This window comes from Formosa sp. Hel3_A1_48, assembly GCF_001735715.1.
In the GTDB taxonomy this organism is placed as follows: Bacteria; Bacteroidota; Bacteroidia; order Flavobacteriales; family Flavobacteriaceae; genus UBA3537.
This window is the reverse complement of the sequence record NZ_CP017259.1, coordinates 765413-785701: the sequence shown is the minus strand read 5'-3', so window position 1 is coordinate 785701 and position 20289 is coordinate 765413. Positions and strand designations below refer to the sequence as shown.

Sequence of the window (20289 nt, the reverse complement as noted above, 5' to 3'; positions counted from 1 at the left end):
TTCTATGGAGACTCAAAATATTGCAGTAGGGCTGGATATTGGAACAACCAAAATCGTTGCGATGATTGGCCAAAAAAATCAGTATGGAAAATTAGAAACCATTGGCGTAGGTAAGTCAAAAAGTATGGGCGTTCATCGGGGTGTTGTCAATAACATAACGCAAACCATTCAGTCTATTCAAAATGCAGTAATTGAAGCTGAGGCAACATCCGAAATTAAGATTGGTGGCGTGACAGTAGGAATTGCTGGCCAACACATCAGAAGCTTACAGCATAGTGATTACATCACTAGACCCAATGCAGAACAAGTGATTAATGAGGAAGATATCGACCGCCTAATCAACCAAGTTCACAAGCTTGTCATGCTTCCCGGCGAGGAGATTATTCATGTTTTACCACAAGATTTTAAAGTGGACGGGCAGGCAGAAATCAAAGAACCAATCGGTATGTATGGAGAGCGTTTGGAAGCTAATTTTCATGTTGTAGTTGGTCAAGTTTCATCTATTCGAAATATAGGGCGATGCATTCAAACTGCTGGTTTGAGTTTGGAGGGAATAACTTTAGAGCCGCTTGCTTCAGCTAAAGCTGTATTGAGTCAAGAAGAAAAGGAAGCTGGAGTTGCTTTAATAGATATTGGAGGCGGGACTACAGATTTAGCAGTTTTCAAAGATGGAATCATTAGACATACTGCTGTTATCCCTTTTGGGGGTAACGTTATCACAGAAGACATCAAAGAAGGATGTTCAATTATTGAGAAACAGGCCGAACTATTAAAAATCAAATTTGGATCGGCTTGGCCAGGTGAAAATAAAGACAATGAAATTGTTTCAATTCCAGGACTGAGAGGAAGAGACCCCAAGGAAATCTCATTAAAAAATCTATCTAAAATTATTCATGCTCGAGTAGTGGAAATTATAGAACAAGTTTATGTGGAAATTAAAAATTATGGACATGAGGAACAGAAGAAAAAGCTGATTGCAGGAATTGTCCTCACTGGGGGCGGTAGTCAGTTGAATCACTTGAAGCAACTCGTCGAATATATAACAGGAATGGACACTCGCGTAGGTTATCCTAACGAACATCTAGCGGGTGATAGCGATGGTGATATTACCAGTCCATTGTATGCCACTGCCGTAGGTTTAGTTTTAGATGGTCTTGAGCGTCAAGAAAAGCAAGTCAGTGTTGAGTTGCCCGAAGACGACGAACCTCCAAAGCCACCAACAGAACAGCCCCCCGTGCGCTCCAAAGGCTTTTTGGAGAAACTAACCGAACGCGTAAAGGACTTTTTAGAAAATGCTGAATAACCAACAATACAAAAAATAAATATTTATGAGCAGTAATAACGAACTCGGAATCAGATTTGATTTACCAAAAAATCAATCAAATGTAATCAAAGTCATTGGTGTTGGTGGCGGTGGAAGCAACGCCATCAACCATATGTTTACACAAGGCATAAAAGGGGTTGACTTTGTCATCTGTAATACTGATGCACAAGCCCTGAATAGCAGTGCTGTACCTAATAAAATTCAATTAGGGCTTCATATCACAGAAGGTTTGGGCGCTGGTGCAAATCCTGAAATTGGTGAAAAAGCAGCCATTGAAAGTTTGGAGGACATCAGAACCATGCTAGATACCAATACTAAAATGGTATTCATTACTGCTGGAATGGGTGGTGGTACAGGAACAGGTGCAGCACCCATCATTGCAAAAATGGCCAGGGAACTTGATATTCTTACGGTTGGGATAGTTACTATGCCTTTTCAATTTGAAGGAAAAATCAGAAATACTCAAGCGCATAAAGGGATTGAGAAATTGAGAAATGTTGTTGATTCGTTGGTGATCATTAACAATAATAAACTTCGTGAGGTATATGGTAACCTTGGCTTTAAAGCTGGCTTTTCAAAGGCAGATGAAGTACTTTCCACAGCTGCTCGTGGAATTGCTGAGGTCATCACACATCATTACACTCAAAACATCGATTTACGGGATGCCAAAACTGTATTGACTAACAGCGGAACTGCCATAATGGGCGCTTCTACTGCTGTTGGAGAAAACCGTGCTAAAAAAGCAATTACTACAGCACTAGATTCACCTTTGCTTAATGACAATAAGATCACAGGGGCTAAAAATGTTCTTCTGCTTATTGTTTCTGGCAATCAGGAAATTACAATTGATGAAATTGGAGAAATTAATGATCATATTCAAGCTGAAGCTGGATATGGTGCCAACATTATTATGGGGGTAGGTGAAGATGAGAAATTGGGAGAAGCTATTTCTGTTACTGTTATTGCTACTGGATTTGATGTTGATCAACAAAACGATATAACAAATGTTGAACCTAAAAAAGTCGTTCATGCTCTTGAGGACGAGCAAATTATGGAGCACGATTTAACTGCGCCTCAAGCCATTGACTCATTACAGAATACTAAAGGAGATGAATTTGCGACAGAAGAAACCATTGTTTATTCGTTAGAGGATGATTCTGATTTGCACGATTTTGAAGAGGCTGAAGCAAATTATATGGATTTAATTCCCACTACAGAACTCATAAAATCTATAGATGTAGTTGCTGCTGAAGTAGTTGCTGATGTTAGTGAAGACGAATTTATTATTAACGAAGTATTTTCTGAGCCTAAACAAGATGAAATAGCTGAAGTTGAGGAGCAAACCATGCTTACCTTTGACTTGCCACTACATCAAAGCACAAGCTTATCTGAAATTAATGATGATGTCGAAATCTTTGAATTGGAAGACAACGTTAATGATATAGAAGTAGATGATTATATAGAACTTATTGCTGTTAATGAATCAAGTTCTGAGGATGAACAACTTTATTCCTTGGACGATCATATTATTTTAGAAAATACCAATGAGGAATACGATAGCTCTAAGGAAAGTGCCACAAAGGAAACTCAGGTGGATACAGAGTTAATGTTTTCAAAAGTCACGGTCAAGGAGCGGAAAGTCACCAAAGCACCTGTTGAAGACGAAGACCCCTTCAATAATCCAATTTCAAAAACCTTACGCGATCGCGCTGATGAACGACGAAAGAAAATGAAAGCGTTTAACTATAAGTTCAACACATCTAAGGTTGATGAATTTGAAAAAGAACCGGCTTACAAACGAAAAGGCGTAGAATTGAATGACACTCCAAGTTCAGAACAATTACCCTCTAGAGCAACTGTGAGTTTAGATGAAAACGAAGATGTACAGCTGCGTTCAAACAATTCGTTTTTACACGATAATGTAGATTAAGCTTTTTTATGTACTATGCCCTCATCTTTTACAGAGAAATACTTATATTCGTGATCCAAAATTTTTTAAAATGAGTTTAAATGAACAGCTCATGACCGCCATGAAAGCGGCTATGAAATCTAAAGACACCTTAGGATTAACGGCTTTGAGGTCTATCAAGTCCGCTGTGCTTCTAGCACAGACTGAAAGCGGCTCGAAAGAAAAGATGACCGAAGCTGAAGAAGTGAAACTTCTGCAAAAATTGGTAAAACAACGTCACGATAGTGCGGCTATTTTTTCAGAACAAAATAGGCCAGATTTAGCAGAGCCAGAATTGGCAGAGGCCAAAATTATCAGCCAGTTTTTACCAGAGATGTTAACTGAGGATGAGGTAGAAAAGTATGTGCAAATTGCCATTTCAAAATTAGGGGCTACGAGTATGAAGGATATGGGCAAAGTAATGGGTATTGTCAGTAAGGAATTGGCTGGAAAAACAGATGGAAAAACGATCTCAACTTTGGTTAAGAAAAAATTAATGCCTTAATATAAATTGGCTGCGTAGCTCAATTGGATAGAGCACTGGATTTCGGCTCCAGCGGTTGTAGGTTCGACTCCTGTCGCAGTCACTAAACCGGAGAATTGATGCACTGGAATTGGTTCTCCTTTTTTAATATTTGAAATTTCCTTCAATAAAATCGGAATTGAGCCAAAAACAGCATTCACTTTTGGGGTTCGAACTCGGTCATTTGACTTGTCGTAACCCAATCCGGATGGAAACACTAAATTTTGAAGATTTTGTTTTTGTTTTAATATTATTTTAAGTGTGGCATTATTTGGGTTTTGGGAAAAATCTTTTGGGCTCATTCCATGGGCGTGCATTGTTAATTTGTCGGCCTAAACCTATAGGACGTATTTTAGCGGCTACAATTCTTTGATTCAAAATAATGGAAAGAGAGTCTTTAATAGCATTGTAAGAACTTAAATCAGCTAAATTTTTTAATTCTTCAGGATCGTTTTTATGATCGTACAATTCATACTCAGTACGTCCATTAAATTCCCATTGGTTGAGGCGATAACGAGTCGTTTGAATCCCATAACCTTGAGCTTTAATATTCCCTCTATCTACTTGTAGCTCAGTAAAAGCAGATGAGCGAATGGAGCTGTCTGGATTATCAAAAAATGGTGTCAAACTTAAACCACTGACAAATGATGGTGTTTTCATCTCGACCATATCCATAAGCGTTGGATAAATATCTACAAGCTCAACTGGTGCACCAACAGATTTTTTTGTTTTTTTAACGCCAGGTCCAGCAAATATTAAAGGAACACGAGTAGCATCTTGAAAGAGGGTTTGTTTTTGCCAATGCCCATGTTCGCCTAAATGATAGCCGTGATCAGATGTAAATACAACAATGGTGTTTTTGTCAAGCCCTGTTTCCTTAAGTTTATCCAAAACCCGACCAATTTGTGCATCCATAAAACTTGTTGTTGCGTAATAGGCATGTTTAATTGTCACTGATAAAGCTGGGTCTAAGTCTATTTGTTCTTTTCTGGCTCTGAGTGAAGCTGCGGCAGGCTTGGGGATCGTTTTAAGGTACTCATCTGATGTTTCTGTAACACTAAAATCATTGATATCATAAAGATCAAAATACTTTTTAGGGGCTACAAATGGCACATGTGGACGGTACAATCCGAAGGCCAAAAAGAAATTTTCTTTACTTTTTGCAAAGGTATCTAAAAAATCGATGGTTGCGGAAGCTCCGATACCGTCTGTTTGTTCTTCATCTGCACCATCAGACTCCAGCCAACTTAAAGTTGCCCCATCAAAATCTGGCTTTACCTTATTAAGTTTATATTCTTCAACCTTATCACGTCCATAAGGATTGACCGTCTGATCCCAAGTAAAAGAATCGTCATGGCCAGCGGTTCCAATATCTCTAGGATTGTGGTAATGGTAAATTTTACCCACTCTTATGGAATGGTAATTTTCCATTCTAAACTTTTGCCCTAGGGTAACAACATCGGGAATGGTCTGACGTACATACAACCTCAAAACCTTAGATTTTGTTTGGTCGGGATACATTCCGGTCATAAAAGAAACCCTAGAGGGACCACAAAGCGGATATTGAACATGGGCATTGTTAAATACAAGACCCTTTTGGGCTAATTTATCCAGATTAGGCGTAATGGCCAGCGGGTCGCCATAAGCCCCCAATGCACAATTAAGATCATCAGCAACAATAAACAATACATTTAGTTTTGAACTGGATTTAGACGGTTTTGATCCTGTGATTGAAAGGGCCAATAAAACCAAACATCCAAACTTTATAAATCGCATATTAATCAAATTAAATTATTCATTTCAAGATAGAAAAACTAATTCAATATCTCAGACTTTATTTTTTTAAAAATTTACAATGTTGATTATCCACTACAATAATATTTATCCCTGCTGGTAAATCGGAGAATTGATGCACAGGAATTGGTTCTCCTTTTTTTATGTTTGAGATTTCCTTCGTTAAAATTCATACACCGTGTTGAGAACAACTATGATAATTTTATACAAAACATAAATAAGCCTCCAGTATAATAACTGAAGGCTTATAATAATTTAAGGTAGGTGATTTATATTAGTTTTTTCTTAGTCACAATTATCAGAAATAATTGTAGTATCGGATACTAAGCTTAAAATAAATAGATCTCCTTCATGACAATCAGCAATTAACCATGTGTCCTGAAATTGTGTAGAATTCGAATTCAGACTCATTAAATATCCATTGACTGTGACATTTAAATCCCAAACCCCTGTGGTAGTGATGGTGTTTCCTTCAACCACTTCAAATGTGTAATCTGGATTAATAATGTAGGTGTAAATATCATTATTAACATTTACCCATGAGCAATTTGATAATAGAACTTCAACCTCTTCAATTGAACAATCTTCTAAACCTTCTTCGACACAATCTATTGAGTAAAGCTCAGCTTGAGGAGATACTATACTTTGCATTTCTAAACTTTCATCACATACAGTAACCACCCATTCGTCATTGTAGATAGGTGAGTTTGCTGCTAGGGTTATGTAAAAGGTCTCGTTTCCAGTATTTATAATAAATTCCCCAGATGTAAGAAGACTATCGTCGGACTGCACTTGGTATGTACCATCACTGAAAAAGTTATAGAGATATTGGTCATCGTCAACAAAATCAATTTGCCAAAAACAATTTATTAAAGCACTTAAAATGTCTTCCGGGAGGCAATCGACAACTCCAACATTATCATCGCCAATGCAATCTTCTATTATAGCTTCTAGCTCATCATAGTCATTAATTGTTACTATCGAATCATTTTCAATTATAATATCTAATGGAAGTACTAAATCAATGTGATAGGCACCGTATGTGGCATTAAATAGTTCTTCGCGAGAATTTACAGTTACAGGATCTCCTTCATCTAATATTATGGAAATAGGATACACAAATTCAAAACATTCTCCGTCACTAGATTCGTAGTCTATTTGGCATTCTTCACTAAAATCGTCCTCAGTGAAACCATCACATATCGCATAGCAGGCATTTGGATATGAAATTGTAAATAGTTCTCCATCTAAATCTGTAATATCAATACAAACAGGGTCATATTCTTCAGTACAAATACAATCCTCTACCTCGTCCTCAAAATCACAGTCTTCTAATAAACTTAAAAATTCATCTTCGCTATTTATAGTTTCTATTTCTAGAGCATTACTATTTTCATTGTAGGTCTCCACTTGGAAAGGAAACGCAATCCCATTTATAAATAAATTTTCTGTTGAAGCAAAATAAATGTCTATTAGTTCATCTAAACTATTTACTGTTACTGTAGTACCCGTATTAAATGAAAGATTGATTGGGTATACAAAATCGAAACAAAAATCAAAGACAATATTGCCAGCAGGATTTTCCGCTTCGTCTACATTTCCATTGTCATCATACTGTTGGTTAAGTCTACTTAAAGTTGTTACAATAGATTCACTTTCCTCGGTATTTTGTAGATTATCAATAATTACTTCTTCATTAGTACAAGACGTCAAAACTGTAAGTATCGTTAAAATACTAAAAATTAAAAGTTTAAATTTATTCATTTTTTTCATTTTTTATTTTAAAAATTATTGAGGTTAATCCTATTTAAGACAATTTCAAATATAAAAACCCTACTTTTTTCTTAAATTATTTTTTTCATAGTTTTGGTTTAAAATTAAAACCAATTTAATGTCCAGACACAATCACAATATATGTGATTCAAATTCTTTTGAGGCTATATATAATACCTATGCTAAAGAAATTAGACGGTTTCTTTTTTATAAAACTCAAGATATAGATAAATCTGAAGATATTTTACAGGATGTGTTTATAAAACTTTGGGAGAATTGCAACAAAGTAGATTCTAACAAAGTGAAGAGTTATATTTATAGTATTGCTAATAATATGTTTCTAAATGATATAAAGCATCAAAAAGTAGTACAAAATCATCGGAAACATAATGAGAATAAAAGCACTAATGAGTCCCCTGAATTTATTATGCTTGAAAAGGAGTTCATGGAAAAGTTAGAATCGACAATTGATAACTTGCCAGAAAAACAGCGCGAAGTATTTCTAATGAATAGAATTGAAAAAAAGAAATATAAGGAGATTGCTCTACTTTTAGATATTAGCGTAAAAGCTGTAGAAAAACGTATGCATCAAGCCTTGGTTGTCATGAGAAAAGAAATTGGTGATGTTTAACTAAAATTGTTAAGTAGGGTATTTATCTAGTTAGTTGTCCTAAATATAGAAATAAAATGAAAAACCAGAATTCACATATAAATGAAGAAACGTTTTTAGCCCAGTGGCTAGAGGGAAACCTCTCAGATACAGAATTAAAAAATCGTATTAGTGAGGCTGATTACAATGTTTATCTAAAGTTGCGAAAAGGTCTAAATACTTCGGATAAGTTAAATGCATCAACTCAACATTCGTTTAATAAGATTCAACAAAAGATTGCAAATAAAAAAACTCCAATTTTTAAGTTGTATCCTGTACGTTGGTCGATTGGTATTGCAGCTTCGATTGTTTTTCTGTTTGGGTTGTTTTCAGTTTTAGGGAACAATGATATTATTTATGAAACTAATTTTGGCGAAATAAAAACTATTACTCTTCTTGATGATTCTCAAGTAATTTTAAACTCTAAATCTACCATTGTTTTCAATGAAAATGATTGGAAAAAGAGCAGGCAACTAACCTTAGATGGTGAAGCTTATTTCAAGGTAGAAAAGGGAAACACATTTACTGTTAATACAAACAATGGTTCAGTCACAGTTTTAGGAACTCAGTTTAATGTAAATTCTAAAAACGATTTTTTTGATGTCGTTTGTTATGAAGGAAAAGTAAGCGTTAGTTCAGAGTCTTCGGAACATATTTTACTACCAACCCAACGCATTAGAAAACTAAATGATAATCCATCTGAATCTTCCGCTACTCAGCTCTCTAAGCCAACATGGATTGATGGAGAAAGTACATTCAAGAGCGTACCAATTAGATATGTAATAACTGCTCTAGAAGATCAATATAACATAAAAATTGATTCAGAATCCATTGATGATTCAACAGTTTTTTCTGGTAGTTTTCCACATCATAATCTCAATATTGCTTTGATTACTGTTTTTGACGCACTAAATATGAAATACAATAAAAAAGACAATCGTAACATTAAACTTAGATACTAAAGATGAGGTTGATCTGTATTTTTGTTTTAATGTTACTCCCATTAGCAGCCTCTTCGCAAGAAGAGGCTTTTTATGTAGAGTTTAAAAACGAGTCTGTTGCAGAAGCATTTACTAAAATAGAGCATACTTATGATGTGCTATTTTCTTATAATGACTATGATATAAGCAAAAAACGTATATCGCTAAAAAGACAAAAAAGAACATTAGCAGAAGTTTTAGAAGCTTTAAAACTGCAAACTAAACTCTATTATAAAACAATAGATAACCGCTATATTGTTGTCAACAAATTTTCAGAAGAAAACACAGAGGTAAATGAACTCGATATAGTGGTTGTTCGCAGTTACTTAACAAAAGGTATTCTAAAAATTAATAATGGCTCTTATACACTGTCACCATCTGAACTTGGTGTTTTACCAGGGCTTGTTGAGCCAGATGTTTTAGAAAGTATTCAGTTGTTACCAGGAGTATTAAGTCCCAATGAAACCACCTCAGGTTTTTTTGTAAGAGGAGGAGCCTCAGATCAAAATCGTGTTATATGGGATGGTATAAATATCTATCACAAAGGACATCTTTTTGGGATGATTTCTCCATTTAACCCAAATGTTACTTCAAAAATTAAGTTTATAAACAAAGGTTCTCATGCGAGATATGGTGAACGTTTGTCGAGTGTTATAGATATGTCTTCTAACTCTAGCATATCTCAAACTATAAAGGCTCAGTTGGGTTTTAACGGGATCAATGGAGATGCATTAATAGAAGTCCCAATTATAAAAGATAAATTGAATATTCAAGGATCACTTAGACGAAGCTATACAGACGTATTTGAAACATTTACCTTTAATCAACTCGCAGATAAAGTTTTTGAAAGCACTAAAATCAAAAATTCTGAGAATGAAAATAATGAGTTTTCATTTGTAGATTACAATCTTAAACTGAATTTTAAGCCCAATAAAAATAACAGTCTGTATGCAAGTATGATCTCCATTGATAATCAATTAGATTATGTCCTTAATGATGCTGAAAATAATAAAAGATTTAATGACAAATTAGTCTCTAGTAACATGGGATATGGTTTAGGTTGGAAGGTGAAGTGGAATAAAAATACAACTCAAAACACAACAGCCTTTTTCTCTGATTACAAGCTTAACTATAATTTTATTACTAGAGAAGGAGATGTTCAGATTTCAGATTTTGAAAAACGAAATACCATTTTTGATTCAGGAGTATCATCAGAAGTTATTATTGATAGATCAAAAGCCAATAAGTTTACTTTTGGATATCAATACGCACTCAAAGATGTTGCTTATGCGTTTTTAAATACAACAAACCTTTCATTTATTTTAGATACAGAACACAACGTTATACAAACGCATAGTTTGTATGGTCAGTACGATTATAAAAACCCAAAACTTTTTAATCTTAGCTTTGGCTTGCGAAGTACTTATTTTAATGAACTAGATGCTGTAAGGCTAGAGCCAAGGTTAGTGATTTATAAACCCCTTACTAAAAACTTAAAACTCCAGGGATCTGCCGAAATTAAGAACCAAATTATTAGTGAGATTGATGAAACCATATTAAGCGATCTTTCATTAGAAAATAGATTGTGGAGATTAGCAGATGGTAATGCGTTTCCCATTATTAATAGTCGGCAAGTTTCTGCAGGATTTATCTACATCAAAAAAGGATTAAGTATTGATATAGATACATATTATAAAAAGTTAAATAATATCACCGCCTTATCGCTTGGATTTTTAAACCCTGTTAATAGTAGTTTTAATATTGGTCAGCGGAATATTATTGGATTAGATGTTTTTGCGCAAAAACAATTTAATGGCTTTAACTCATGGCTAAGTTATTCTTTGAATCAATCACAAAGTAGATTCGAAAATTTAAATAACAATAAAGATTTTACTTCAAAATCTAATGTTACGCATTCTGTGTCAGCGGCTTTGAGTTATAAATTTGACGGTTTTCAATTTGCATTAGGTTGGAAATGGCAAACTGGAAAACCTTATACTATTGCAAATGATAGCAGCGATGGGTTAGAATTTATTGATGGTATTAATACAGGCGAATTACCTATTTATCATCGTCTTGACTTGTCTTCAACCTATAATTTTAAAATGTCTAAGTACAATAAACTACGAGGTAAAATTGGACTATCAATTAGAAATATTTACAATAGAAAAAACTTAATTAGTAAAGAATATAGAGGAAATAACAGTATAGGCGATCCAATTGAGTTAATAGAGAAGTTGTCTATCGGAATTACACCAAATCTAATGTTTAGAATATATTGGTAAAATAGAAACTTTTAATGAAGGTCGAACTTTTGTAAGTTTGGGTCACTAAATCGGAGAATTGATGCACTGGAATTGGTTCTCCTTTTTTTATGTTTGAGATTTCCTTCAATAAAATCGGAATTGAGCCAATAATAACATTCATCTATTTTGTTTTAATGCCACAAAAGGTTGTGACCAATTTTTCAATTGTTTTGACCTAAAAGAAAACTCTTTAGTATATTCTTCAATACAAATTTGCAAGTCATAAATTTGCTAATAAATGAGATCAAAACGATTAATTATTTTAATTTCAGTTCTGTTTTTTTATACAATATCGAATGCTCAAAAAAATCAAACTTCTAAAACAAAAAAACCTAATTTCTTGTTTGTTTTAGTAGATGACCAGCCATTTGATGCAGTAGGGTATTCTGGACGTTATCCATTTCTTAAAACGCCAAATATAGATTGGCTCAACGAAGAGGGTGCCAATCTTGAGAATTTTTTCGTCACTCAGTCTATATGTTCTCCATCTAGGGCTAGCTTCTTGACAGGAACTTATCCTCACATCCATGGAGTCAATCAAAACAATCGCCATGTTGACCCAAAATGGGATGAATTCGAACCTTACTCGAGTCATTTGCAAAACGCGGGATACGAAACGGCTCATGTTGGCAAAATACATATGGCTCATTTAAAAGGTGAAGACCACATCAGGCCAGGGTTTGATTATTGGTTTAGTTTTATTGGGCAAGGAGAATATTTTGATCCACAGGTTAATGAAAATGGGAAAGAGTATAAAGAACAAGGGTATATTACTGATATTCTTACTGAAAAGGCGATCAGTTGGTTAAAGGAACAAAGGGATGAAAACAAACCGTTTAGTTTAAATTTATGGCATAAAGCTGTTCATCAACCTCACTTGCCCGCTCCTAGACATTCTGATTTGTACCTCGAGGAGCAATTACCAACTCCTCCTCATGATACCCATAAAGAGACGTTCAAAGGCAAGCCTGAATGGCAGCGAAAAAAGACTTTTGGATTTGATTGGAGAAAGAATCTGCCTATACCATTAGAACTGCCTCAGATGGAATGGCCAATAAATTATGACAGAAATATGGATCTTCTACGTTGTTTGTCAGCTATTGATGAATCTCTTGGCAAGGTCATAAAAGTTTTGGAAGAAATGGGTGAGCTTGATAATACAGTAATTATATACAGCAGTGATAATGGTTATTTTATGGGTGAGCACACATTTTTGGATAAACGGTTAGCCTATGAAAATTCTATGCGTGTTCCAATGCTTATTCGTTATCCTGATTTAATAAAGAAAAAAACAAAAATAAAAGAGCAATGCTTGAATATAGATCTTGCGCCAACAATTCTTGATTTAGCTGGAGTAGAAAAACCAGCATACATGCAGGGTGAGTCTATGTTGGGGTTACTTAAAGGGGAAAATGATCAAAATTGGAGAGAATCCATTTTATTTGAATATTTTCAAGATAGCTATTGGCCGTATGCAGGGCCAAGTCAAATAGCAGTTAGGACTGAACGCTATAAATTAGTAGATGCATTCCTCGCTAATGATATCGATGAATTGTATGACCTCAAAAATGACCCAGGTGAAATGATAAATCTTATTAATGAGCCGGATTATGATACAATTGAACAGTGGCTACGTGATGAGGCAACAAAATTGAAAGTACAATACAGATACAATCCAAATAGAGATTGGTGGCTAAGAGAAGTCCTAAAAGCAAAAAGAAAGATTTAAAATTTTTAAGCTTTTTTTATGTCTGTTTTTTTATTTGAATACTATGTCAGCACATTTAATCAAAAAACTGTAACTTAACACTTGTAAGCCAATTATATGAAAAACTATTTTTCTATTATAGTTTGTTTTGTGTTGCTGTTCTTTCCCAAACTTGTTTTGGGTCAACAAATAAAACACCTAGACGTTAACGGTGGAAATCAAAGTGGGGTCGTCCGTACCATAAAAAAAGACACTTTGGGTTATGTGTGGATAGGTACATCTCAAGGACTAAATAGATATTCTGGACAGAAATTTAAAAATTACAATCAATTTTTAAGCAATGGTGTTGTAGATATTATAAGCAAGAGAGGAATACTTTTGGTGTTGAGTTCGAAAGGTGAATTGTTTCAGTATCAATATGAACAAGATAGGTTCAAAAATATACTCAACCTCAAAGGTCAAAACTTTTTATGTTTCGAGTTGATAAATGAAGACACTTTACTGATTGGACTTCAACGCGGCCTATTGTTGTATGATTTTAAATCTAATAAGTTAAGCAAGGTATTATATCCAAAAATTACGTTCAATAGAAAAATCAAGGTTAACAACGATCAAGTTTATGTTGCTTCGACTAAGGGAATCAATGTTTTTAGATTTGATAAACAAAGCAATCATTTAGAAAAGCAAAATTCATTACTTGAAAAGTGTCAGATTTTTGATTTTGATTTTGATAGTCAAAACCGCATTTGGGCCGGAACAAATAAGAAAGGTCTTTTTGTAGTTGAAAACAATAGTAAACCCAACTTAATCCACACCCATATTTTCAAAAATTCAACTGTTAGGGTCGTAACTTTTGATAAAAATAATAATGCATTAATCGCCCCAGAAGGATTGGGCTTGTTTGTAGTTAATCCCGAGTTTGAATTTATCAATAAATTTAGATACAATCCCAATAACTTTAATTCAATTACTCAAAAAAGTATATACGAGATTTATGTAGATGAATCTAATGTTTATTGGTTAGGGTTGAGAGAGGTTGGTATTGATTTGATTTACCCCAATGACAATCCTTTTACAAATATTTCTTATATCCCCTTTAAAAAAAACAGTATCAATGATAATAATATTCGATCTATACACTTCCATGATAATGGAGGTGTATGGTTTGGGACAGAAAGTGGAGTAAGTAAACTTTCCTCTGACGGAATCTGGACTAACTACAGCGACAATACTAGCCTAAAAAATAAGGCAGTATTAACAATAAACCAGTATGGCGAAAATTTAATTTTAGGGGTTTATGGGAAGGGTTTGCTTCAGTTTGACCCCTTTTCAGGAAAAACACAAAGCTTTCCATTAATGGGAAACGACAACACATCTAAATCGATTTTTGCTACCCACTTTGAGAACAGTGATGTTTGGATAGGTGGAATAGATGGCCCTGTTAAACATTATAAAAACGGAGCCTTAATCAATTCATATAATACCGGTAATGCAAGGTCAATAATTTCCAATAATGAAGGTTTAATTTATGTAGGTTCTGTAAATGGGCTTACCGAAATCAATAAAATTTCAAATCGTTCAAGAAAACTTAAAAGCGAAACGTTTAAAAATATTGATAAGATATTTTCTCTGCTTTATGACAATTATAACAAATGTATTTGGATTGGAAACAAAAGGGGGCTTTTCAAGTACAATCTTGACTCAGAAAAGTTCAATTTAATCAACGAGGAGTTAAATTTTGAAACTGGAACTGTATTTTCAATTCAAAAAGTTTCACAAAATGATTTGTGGTTAGGAACTTATTCAGGCTTGTGGAAGTTGGATATTGCGAAAGGAGTAATCAGGAAATATGATAATGCTGATGGATTGAACATAGGAACTTTTGGCTTTGGTGCTTCTTCAAACTCTATCGATGGTAAGTTAGCATTTGGCGGCCCTAAGGGAGCAACTCTTTTCGATCCAAAAAAATTAGTGTTCGAGAAAGAAAATCTTAAAATTTATGTCTCCGATTTTCTTGTCAATGGTGTGGAGCCAGACTCTACAATGATTGCTAAAAACATAAATTATTTAGACAAAATTGAACTAAATTATGACCAAAATTCACTCAGTTTTGATTTTGAAACTCCAACAATGCATGGGTCTAAGAAACAAGAGTTTTCTTGGCAGCTCAAGGGCTATGACGATCGCCCGATTATATCCAAAACTGCTGAAATGGCGGTCTACTCAAAATTACCGCCAGGCACTTATTTTCTTGAAACAAAAGTTACTAATGTGGAGGGTGTGCTATCTCCAGAGATTTTTTCCCTTGAAATTATTATTAAAAAGCCATTCTGGCTTAGCCATTGGGCATTTTTAGTGTATACAATTTTAGGTTTTATATTTATTTACCTTTTTATTCTCATACGAAAATCTAGAGCTGAAAAAAAGTTTAATGACAATAAAATCAAATTTTTTACCGAAGTCGCTCATGACATTAGAACCCCAGTAACTTTGATTCAGTTATTGGTTTCTCAGCTTTCTGATAAAAATAAGTACAAAAACACTATTGAACTTATCCACAGAAATACACAAAATTTAAATGAATACGTTACACAGCTTCTAGATTTTCAAAAGGCTGATCATGGAATGCTTAAATTATCCGTAAGTAAAGTTGATTTAAAAAAGATAATACATAGAATTGTAGCTGAAGTAGAACCATTAATCCTGGATAAATCAATCGATATTTCAATTTCTATTCCAACAACCTATTTATGGTTTGATGAGAATAAAATGTCTCGAATTTTCTACAACTTAATATCAAATTCAATTAAATACACCGATCAAGGAGGAGAAATTGAAATTAGAGCCTCGGTCCATCAAAAAAATGTTATTATAGACTTTATAGATAATGGATTTGGAATTCCTGAAAAGGAACAAAAACTCATTTTTTCACGATTCACAAGAGGAACTAATATTAATAAAAAAGATATTTTAGGTTCTGGTGTTGGTTTGATGATCTCTAAAAAAATTGTTGAATTGCATGGAGGTCAAATTCAATTAAAAAGCAAAGTAAATGTAGGTTCAACTTTTACGGTAACTCTTCTAAAAGGAAGTGAACATTATAAAGAACAGCAATTATTAATAGATGAGTCAGAGGTAGTCGATTTTGATTCCGTTATTAAGACTAATACCAATTCAAATTATCGAATTTTGCTCGTTGAAGACAATAAAGATTTAAGGCTGACTATTAAAAGGAGGTTAGAAAAAAAATATGAGGTAATAGATGCACCAAACGGGAAAGAGGCATTGTTGATATGTTTAGCTAAAAACCTAGATTTAATCATAACAGATGTAATGATGCCTGTTATGGGGGGCAAGGAATTTTGTAAAATTATTAAAACAAATTTTCAAACGAGTCACATACCCGTTATAATGATATCTGCTTTGGGCGATATTGATAACAAAATTCAAGGAATTGAAATAGGAGCTGATGCTTATTTGGAAAAACCATTTAATATGAAAATATTAAGTGTCATGGTTGAGAATCTTATTAAATCAAGAAAAGAACTTTATAAGATTTCAACTTCAACATCAAGCTCAAAACTAAATTCCAAGGATAAATCTCCAGATGAAAATTTCTTATCTAATGTTGTTGAAATCATAAAAAATAATATAACAAATAGTAATTTTTCTATTGATATAATCTCTGAAGAAACAGGGCTTAGTAGGTCCAATCTGTTTCGAAAATTAAAAGGATTAACTAACATGTCTCCGGTAGATTTAGTTATTAGAATTAAATTAAACCATGCTTCAGAATTACTTAAAAAGAATAAGTCTAAACGGGTCAATGAAATTGCTTACGAGTCTGGGTTTAACGACCCAAAGTACTTTAGCACACAATTCAAAAAGTTCTATGGTAAAACTCCGAAACAATACAGTGAGGAGGCTTAGTTTTATAAAACAAAGTAAAACATAGTTTAGGGAGATTGAGCAAAGCACTCTAATATTATCAATTAATTAACCTTATTGAATAATATTTAAACTTCAGGGTTTAATTTTTTTAAAAAATTGCCAATACATTAACTAACTAATATGAAATCAAAAACACTTTTAATACTAATTTTTTTGCCATCAATAATTATTGCACAAAATATTTCACTTAAGGGAAATATAGTTGAGGCAAAATCTCAAGAGCCGCTTCCTGGAGCAACTATATTAATCAAGGGAACTGCGAAAGGAGTAACAAGTGATTTTGATGGTAATTTCGAAATTAACACTAAAATTGGCGACACTATAGTTGCCTCGTTTTTGGGTATGAAAACTCAAGAAGTTCTCGTTTTGTCTTCTCCTATTACTATAAGACTAGAGGACGATATAGATCAATTGGATGAAGTCCTTGTAAGCGTTGGCTATTTTGATGTCAGCAAAAAAGACCTTTCGGGGTCTATCACGCAAATTAAAGCGGAACAATTAGAGCAAAACCGAGGAGCTTCTCTAGAGAATCTTTTACAAGGACAAGTTGCTGGTATAGTTGTTACAGAAAGCGCAGAACCTGGTGGTGGAGTAGGTGTATCTATTCGGGGAACAAATTCGATTCTTGGAGGAACACAACCCCTTTATGTATTGGATGGTATTCCGATCAGTCCAATTTCCGATGCCCAAGGTAATGGAAATTCTGGAGGAACACAAAGCTCAATGAGCTTTATCAATCCAAATGATATTGAAAAAATTGAAGTTCTGAAAGACGCAGCTGCCACTGCCGTCTATGGCGCAAGAGGTGCGAACGGAGTAATCCTCATCACTTCGAAGTCTGCAAACAGGAATAATGGCAAGGATAAAATTACATTAACAGTAGATAGCTATTTAACCTCAGTAAGAAAAAAAATAAATCTTTTAGACGGCCCTGGATTTGAAGCCTATATGAATCAACGTGCTTTGAATCAAGTTTATCAGCAAATTACTAATCCAGACAGGGATGGCGGTGCATTTGATGGTTCTCAAGAACTCACACTAGAAAATTATCCAGAGCTTGAAGATTATTCCATTCCATTCAATGAATCTACGGGGGTCAGTACAGATTGGCAAGACGAAACATATCAATTGGCAAACACCAACTCTGTTAATTTAAGTTATAGAGGCGGTGACTTTAAGAAAAATCTATCCTTGAATTTAGGTCTATTTGACCAGGAAGGTGTAATTGTTAATTCTACCAATAAGCGCTTGTTTTTAAACACAAGAATTAAAAGAAAAGTATTCAATGATAAGATTGACGTGTTCTCTATTACAAATCTTTCATACAAAAAAGGGAATGCATCTTCCGTTGGGAACGGGCAGATTTTTATGCAAAAAAGCGTGGTCTCTCAAGTGTTGCAATTCCAACCCATTTACTCATTGCTTGAAACAGGAGAAAATGATGATATTTATTCAGGACTAAACGAAGGTGATGTAATTTCAAACCCTTATACTTTGGCCAAGTTTGTTGTGGACGAAAAGAAATCCATTCGCCTCAGACAAGCATTGTCTATAGTTGGAAAGTTAAGCCCACAACTAACAGCAACCTTTAAAGCGGCGTTTGATTACCAAAAAAATACACGTGATAATTATTATCCATCAAACACAACTCGTGGTTTCATCAATAATGGTGAAGCTTCACAATCTTCTTTAGAAAATCAAAAAATTTATGCCGAGGGAAATCTTCGCTATCGAACCCGTTTTAACCTTCATAGAATTGATGCAACAATGGTTGCGACCTATGAGCAAAATTCAATTCGTTCTCTATTCAATAAAGCAACTGGTTTTGCCAACGATAATACCACTTTCTACAATTTTACTGCAGCTGATGAAATATTTGTACCCATTTCTCAATACAGAGAGCTTGGCTTATTATCTGCCTTGACAAGGGTGGGCTATAACTACAATAGAAAGTATTTTATTGACTTAAATGCTAGAATTGACGCCTCTTCAAAGTTTGCAGAAAACAAAAAAAGTGTTGTATTTCCTTCACTGGCAGTATCTTGGTTAATCTCTAAAGAACGCTTTTTAAGAAAAATTAAGCAAATCAATAATTTAAAGCTTCGCTTTTCTTATGGTAAAACAGGGAGTAATCCAATTTCTCCATATCAATCCTTGGCACTAATGAGTCCAATTCGCTATAATTTTGATGATGAATTGGTGATTGGATTTTATGAACAGAATCTCGAAAATGATGATTTGACTTGGGAAACAACAGATCAATTCAATATTGGTTTAGATATTGGTTTGTTTAAATCTAGACTTAATCTTACTCTTGATGCCTATCATAAATTAACATATGATTTACTTCAAAATGTAAATTTACCACTATCTAATGGGTATTCTAGCAGAGTAGATAATTTTGGTGAAATTGAAAATAAAGGGTTCGAGATTGGTCTTCAAGCGGATTTAATTAAAAACAATAATTTTTCATGGAATTTATATTCAAATTTTAGTCTTAACAGAAATATGCTTATGAGTCTAAATTCCAATTTGGACTATCAATTAGGACCATCAATAGGGTTTACAGAAGCCCGCCCTATTATGTTTATGGTTGGTCAACCTCTAGGAATTTTTTGGGGAGCTGAAACCAACGGGATTTTTGAAAATTGGGAACAAGCAAATGCCAGCGGAATTCCTAATGCAGCACCAGGCGAAATTAATTATGTTAATCACAGTGTTGCGTATGACGAATTTGGTAATCCTTCAGAAAACCAACTCATCGATTTTGATGACTATGTAAAAATAGGTGATCCAAACCCAGATTTCACGTACTCCTTTGGAAGTGAATTTAATTACAAAAATTGGGATCTAAGTATTTTGTTTACTGGCCAGGAAGGCGGCGATTTGTTTTGGGTAGACTCTTGGCAATTAAGTGGGCTTTTTAGAACAAGGAATCAGTTGTCAGACTCTTTTGAAAACTCCTGGAAAGCTCCCTTGTCTTATTCCAACGGATCCATTATATATGATCCAACGGTTGGTAATACTGTTGGTGCAACTCATCCCGGAGCCATTATTGAAAATGGAAATCGAAACACGCCGTCAGATAGACAAGTTTTTGATGGCTCCTTTGTAAGACTTAAAAATATTAATTTAGGATACAACTTTAATTTTAAAACTGGAAAATCGCTTAGGCTTTACGTTTCAGGACAAAATTTATTGACCTGGACAAAGTATCCTGGTTACGATCCTGAAGTTAAAACCTATACTAAAAACCCACAAAGAAGAGGAGTTGATTTTGGAACCTATCCTGGAACAAAGTCCTATATTTTCGGGTTGAAATTTAATTATTAA

11 protein-coding genes and 1 tRNA gene are annotated in these 20289 nt (G+C 34.1%); 10 read left to right on the top strand and 2 right to left on the bottom strand.

The genetic code is table 11. The features are described 5' to 3' along the window. Positions 1-4: 4 nt before the first annotated feature. The 4 genes from ftsA to FORMA_RS03510 all read left to right on the top strand — a co-directional run bounded on the left by ftsA (position 5) and on the right by FORMA_RS03510 (position 3859). The gene (gene ftsA, locus FORMA_RS03525) at positions 5-1303 is read left to right on the top strand and encodes a cell division protein FtsA (protein ID WP_069675435.1); all 1299 of its coding nucleotides are present in this window, start codon (positions 5-7) and stop codon (positions 1301-1303) included. Positions 1304-1328: 25 nt separating this feature from the next. Then, positions 1329-3254 (top strand): cell division protein FtsZ, encoded by a 1926-nt coding sequence (ftsZ, locus tag FORMA_RS03520; RefSeq protein WP_069674350.1) that lies wholly within the window; start codon positions 1329-1331, stop codon positions 3252-3254. A gap of 70 nt (positions 3255-3324) precedes the next feature. After that, on the top strand, positions 3325-3777 hold the full coding sequence (locus FORMA_RS03515; protein ID WP_069674349.1) for a GatB/YqeY domain-containing protein: 453 nt from the start codon (positions 3325-3327) through the stop codon (positions 3775-3777). 8 nt (positions 3778-3785) lie between these two features. Continuing rightward, positions 3786-3859 (top strand) — tRNA-Arg (locus FORMA_RS03510). Positions 3860-4062: 203 nt separating this feature from the next. On the opposite strand, the gene FORMA_RS03505 is transcribed toward FORMA_RS03510, so the two are convergent. Both FORMA_RS03505 and FORMA_RS03500 read right to left on the bottom strand, forming a co-directional pair. Next, positions 4063-5571 (bottom strand): sulfatase, encoded by a 1509-nt coding sequence (locus FORMA_RS03505; protein ID WP_069674348.1) that lies wholly within the window; start codon positions 5569-5571, stop codon positions 4063-4065. Positions 5572-5874: 303 nt separating this feature from the next. Continuing rightward, the gene (locus tag FORMA_RS03500) at positions 5875-7353 is read right to left on the bottom strand and encodes a hypothetical protein (RefSeq protein WP_157506018.1); all 1479 of its coding nucleotides are present in this window, start codon (positions 7351-7353) and stop codon (positions 5875-5877) included. Positions 7354-7480: 127 nt separating this feature from the next. Between FORMA_RS03500 and FORMA_RS03495 the strand changes: the two genes are divergently transcribed. The 6 genes from FORMA_RS03495 (at position 7481) to FORMA_RS03470 (ending at position 20289) form a co-directional block, all read left to right on the top strand. Further along, the gene (locus FORMA_RS03495; protein WP_069674346.1) at positions 7481-7993 is read left to right on the top strand and encodes an RNA polymerase sigma factor; all 513 of its coding nucleotides are present in this window, start codon (positions 7481-7483) and stop codon (positions 7991-7993) included. Positions 7994-8049: 56 nt separating this feature from the next. Beyond that, positions 8050-8973: a FecR family protein gene (locus FORMA_RS03490; protein ID WP_083236548.1), complete on the top strand. Its 924-nt coding sequence runs from the start codon at positions 8050-8052 to the stop codon at positions 8971-8973. A gap of 29 nt (positions 8974-9002) precedes the next feature. Continuing rightward, positions 9003-11276: a FecR domain-containing protein gene (locus tag FORMA_RS03485; protein WP_069674345.1), complete on the top strand. Its 2274-nt coding sequence runs from the start codon at positions 9003-9005 to the stop codon at positions 11274-11276. Positions 11277-11535: 259 nt separating this feature from the next. Continuing rightward, positions 11536-13026, top strand: a complete 1491-nt coding sequence (locus FORMA_RS03480) for a sulfatase family protein (protein ID WP_069674344.1) — start codon at positions 11536-11538, stop codon at positions 13024-13026. Positions 13027-13122: 96 nt separating this feature from the next. Beyond that, the gene (locus FORMA_RS03475; RefSeq protein ID WP_069674343.1) at positions 13123-16935 is read left to right on the top strand and encodes a hybrid sensor histidine kinase/response regulator transcription factor; all 3813 of its coding nucleotides are present in this window, start codon (positions 13123-13125) and stop codon (positions 16933-16935) included. A gap of 141 nt (positions 16936-17076) precedes the next feature. Next, positions 17077-20289 carry a SusC/RagA family TonB-linked outer membrane protein gene (locus tag FORMA_RS03470; protein WP_069674342.1) on the top strand — a complete coding sequence of 1071 codons (3213 nt, stop codon included), beginning with the start codon at positions 17077-17079 and terminating at the stop codon, positions 20287-20289.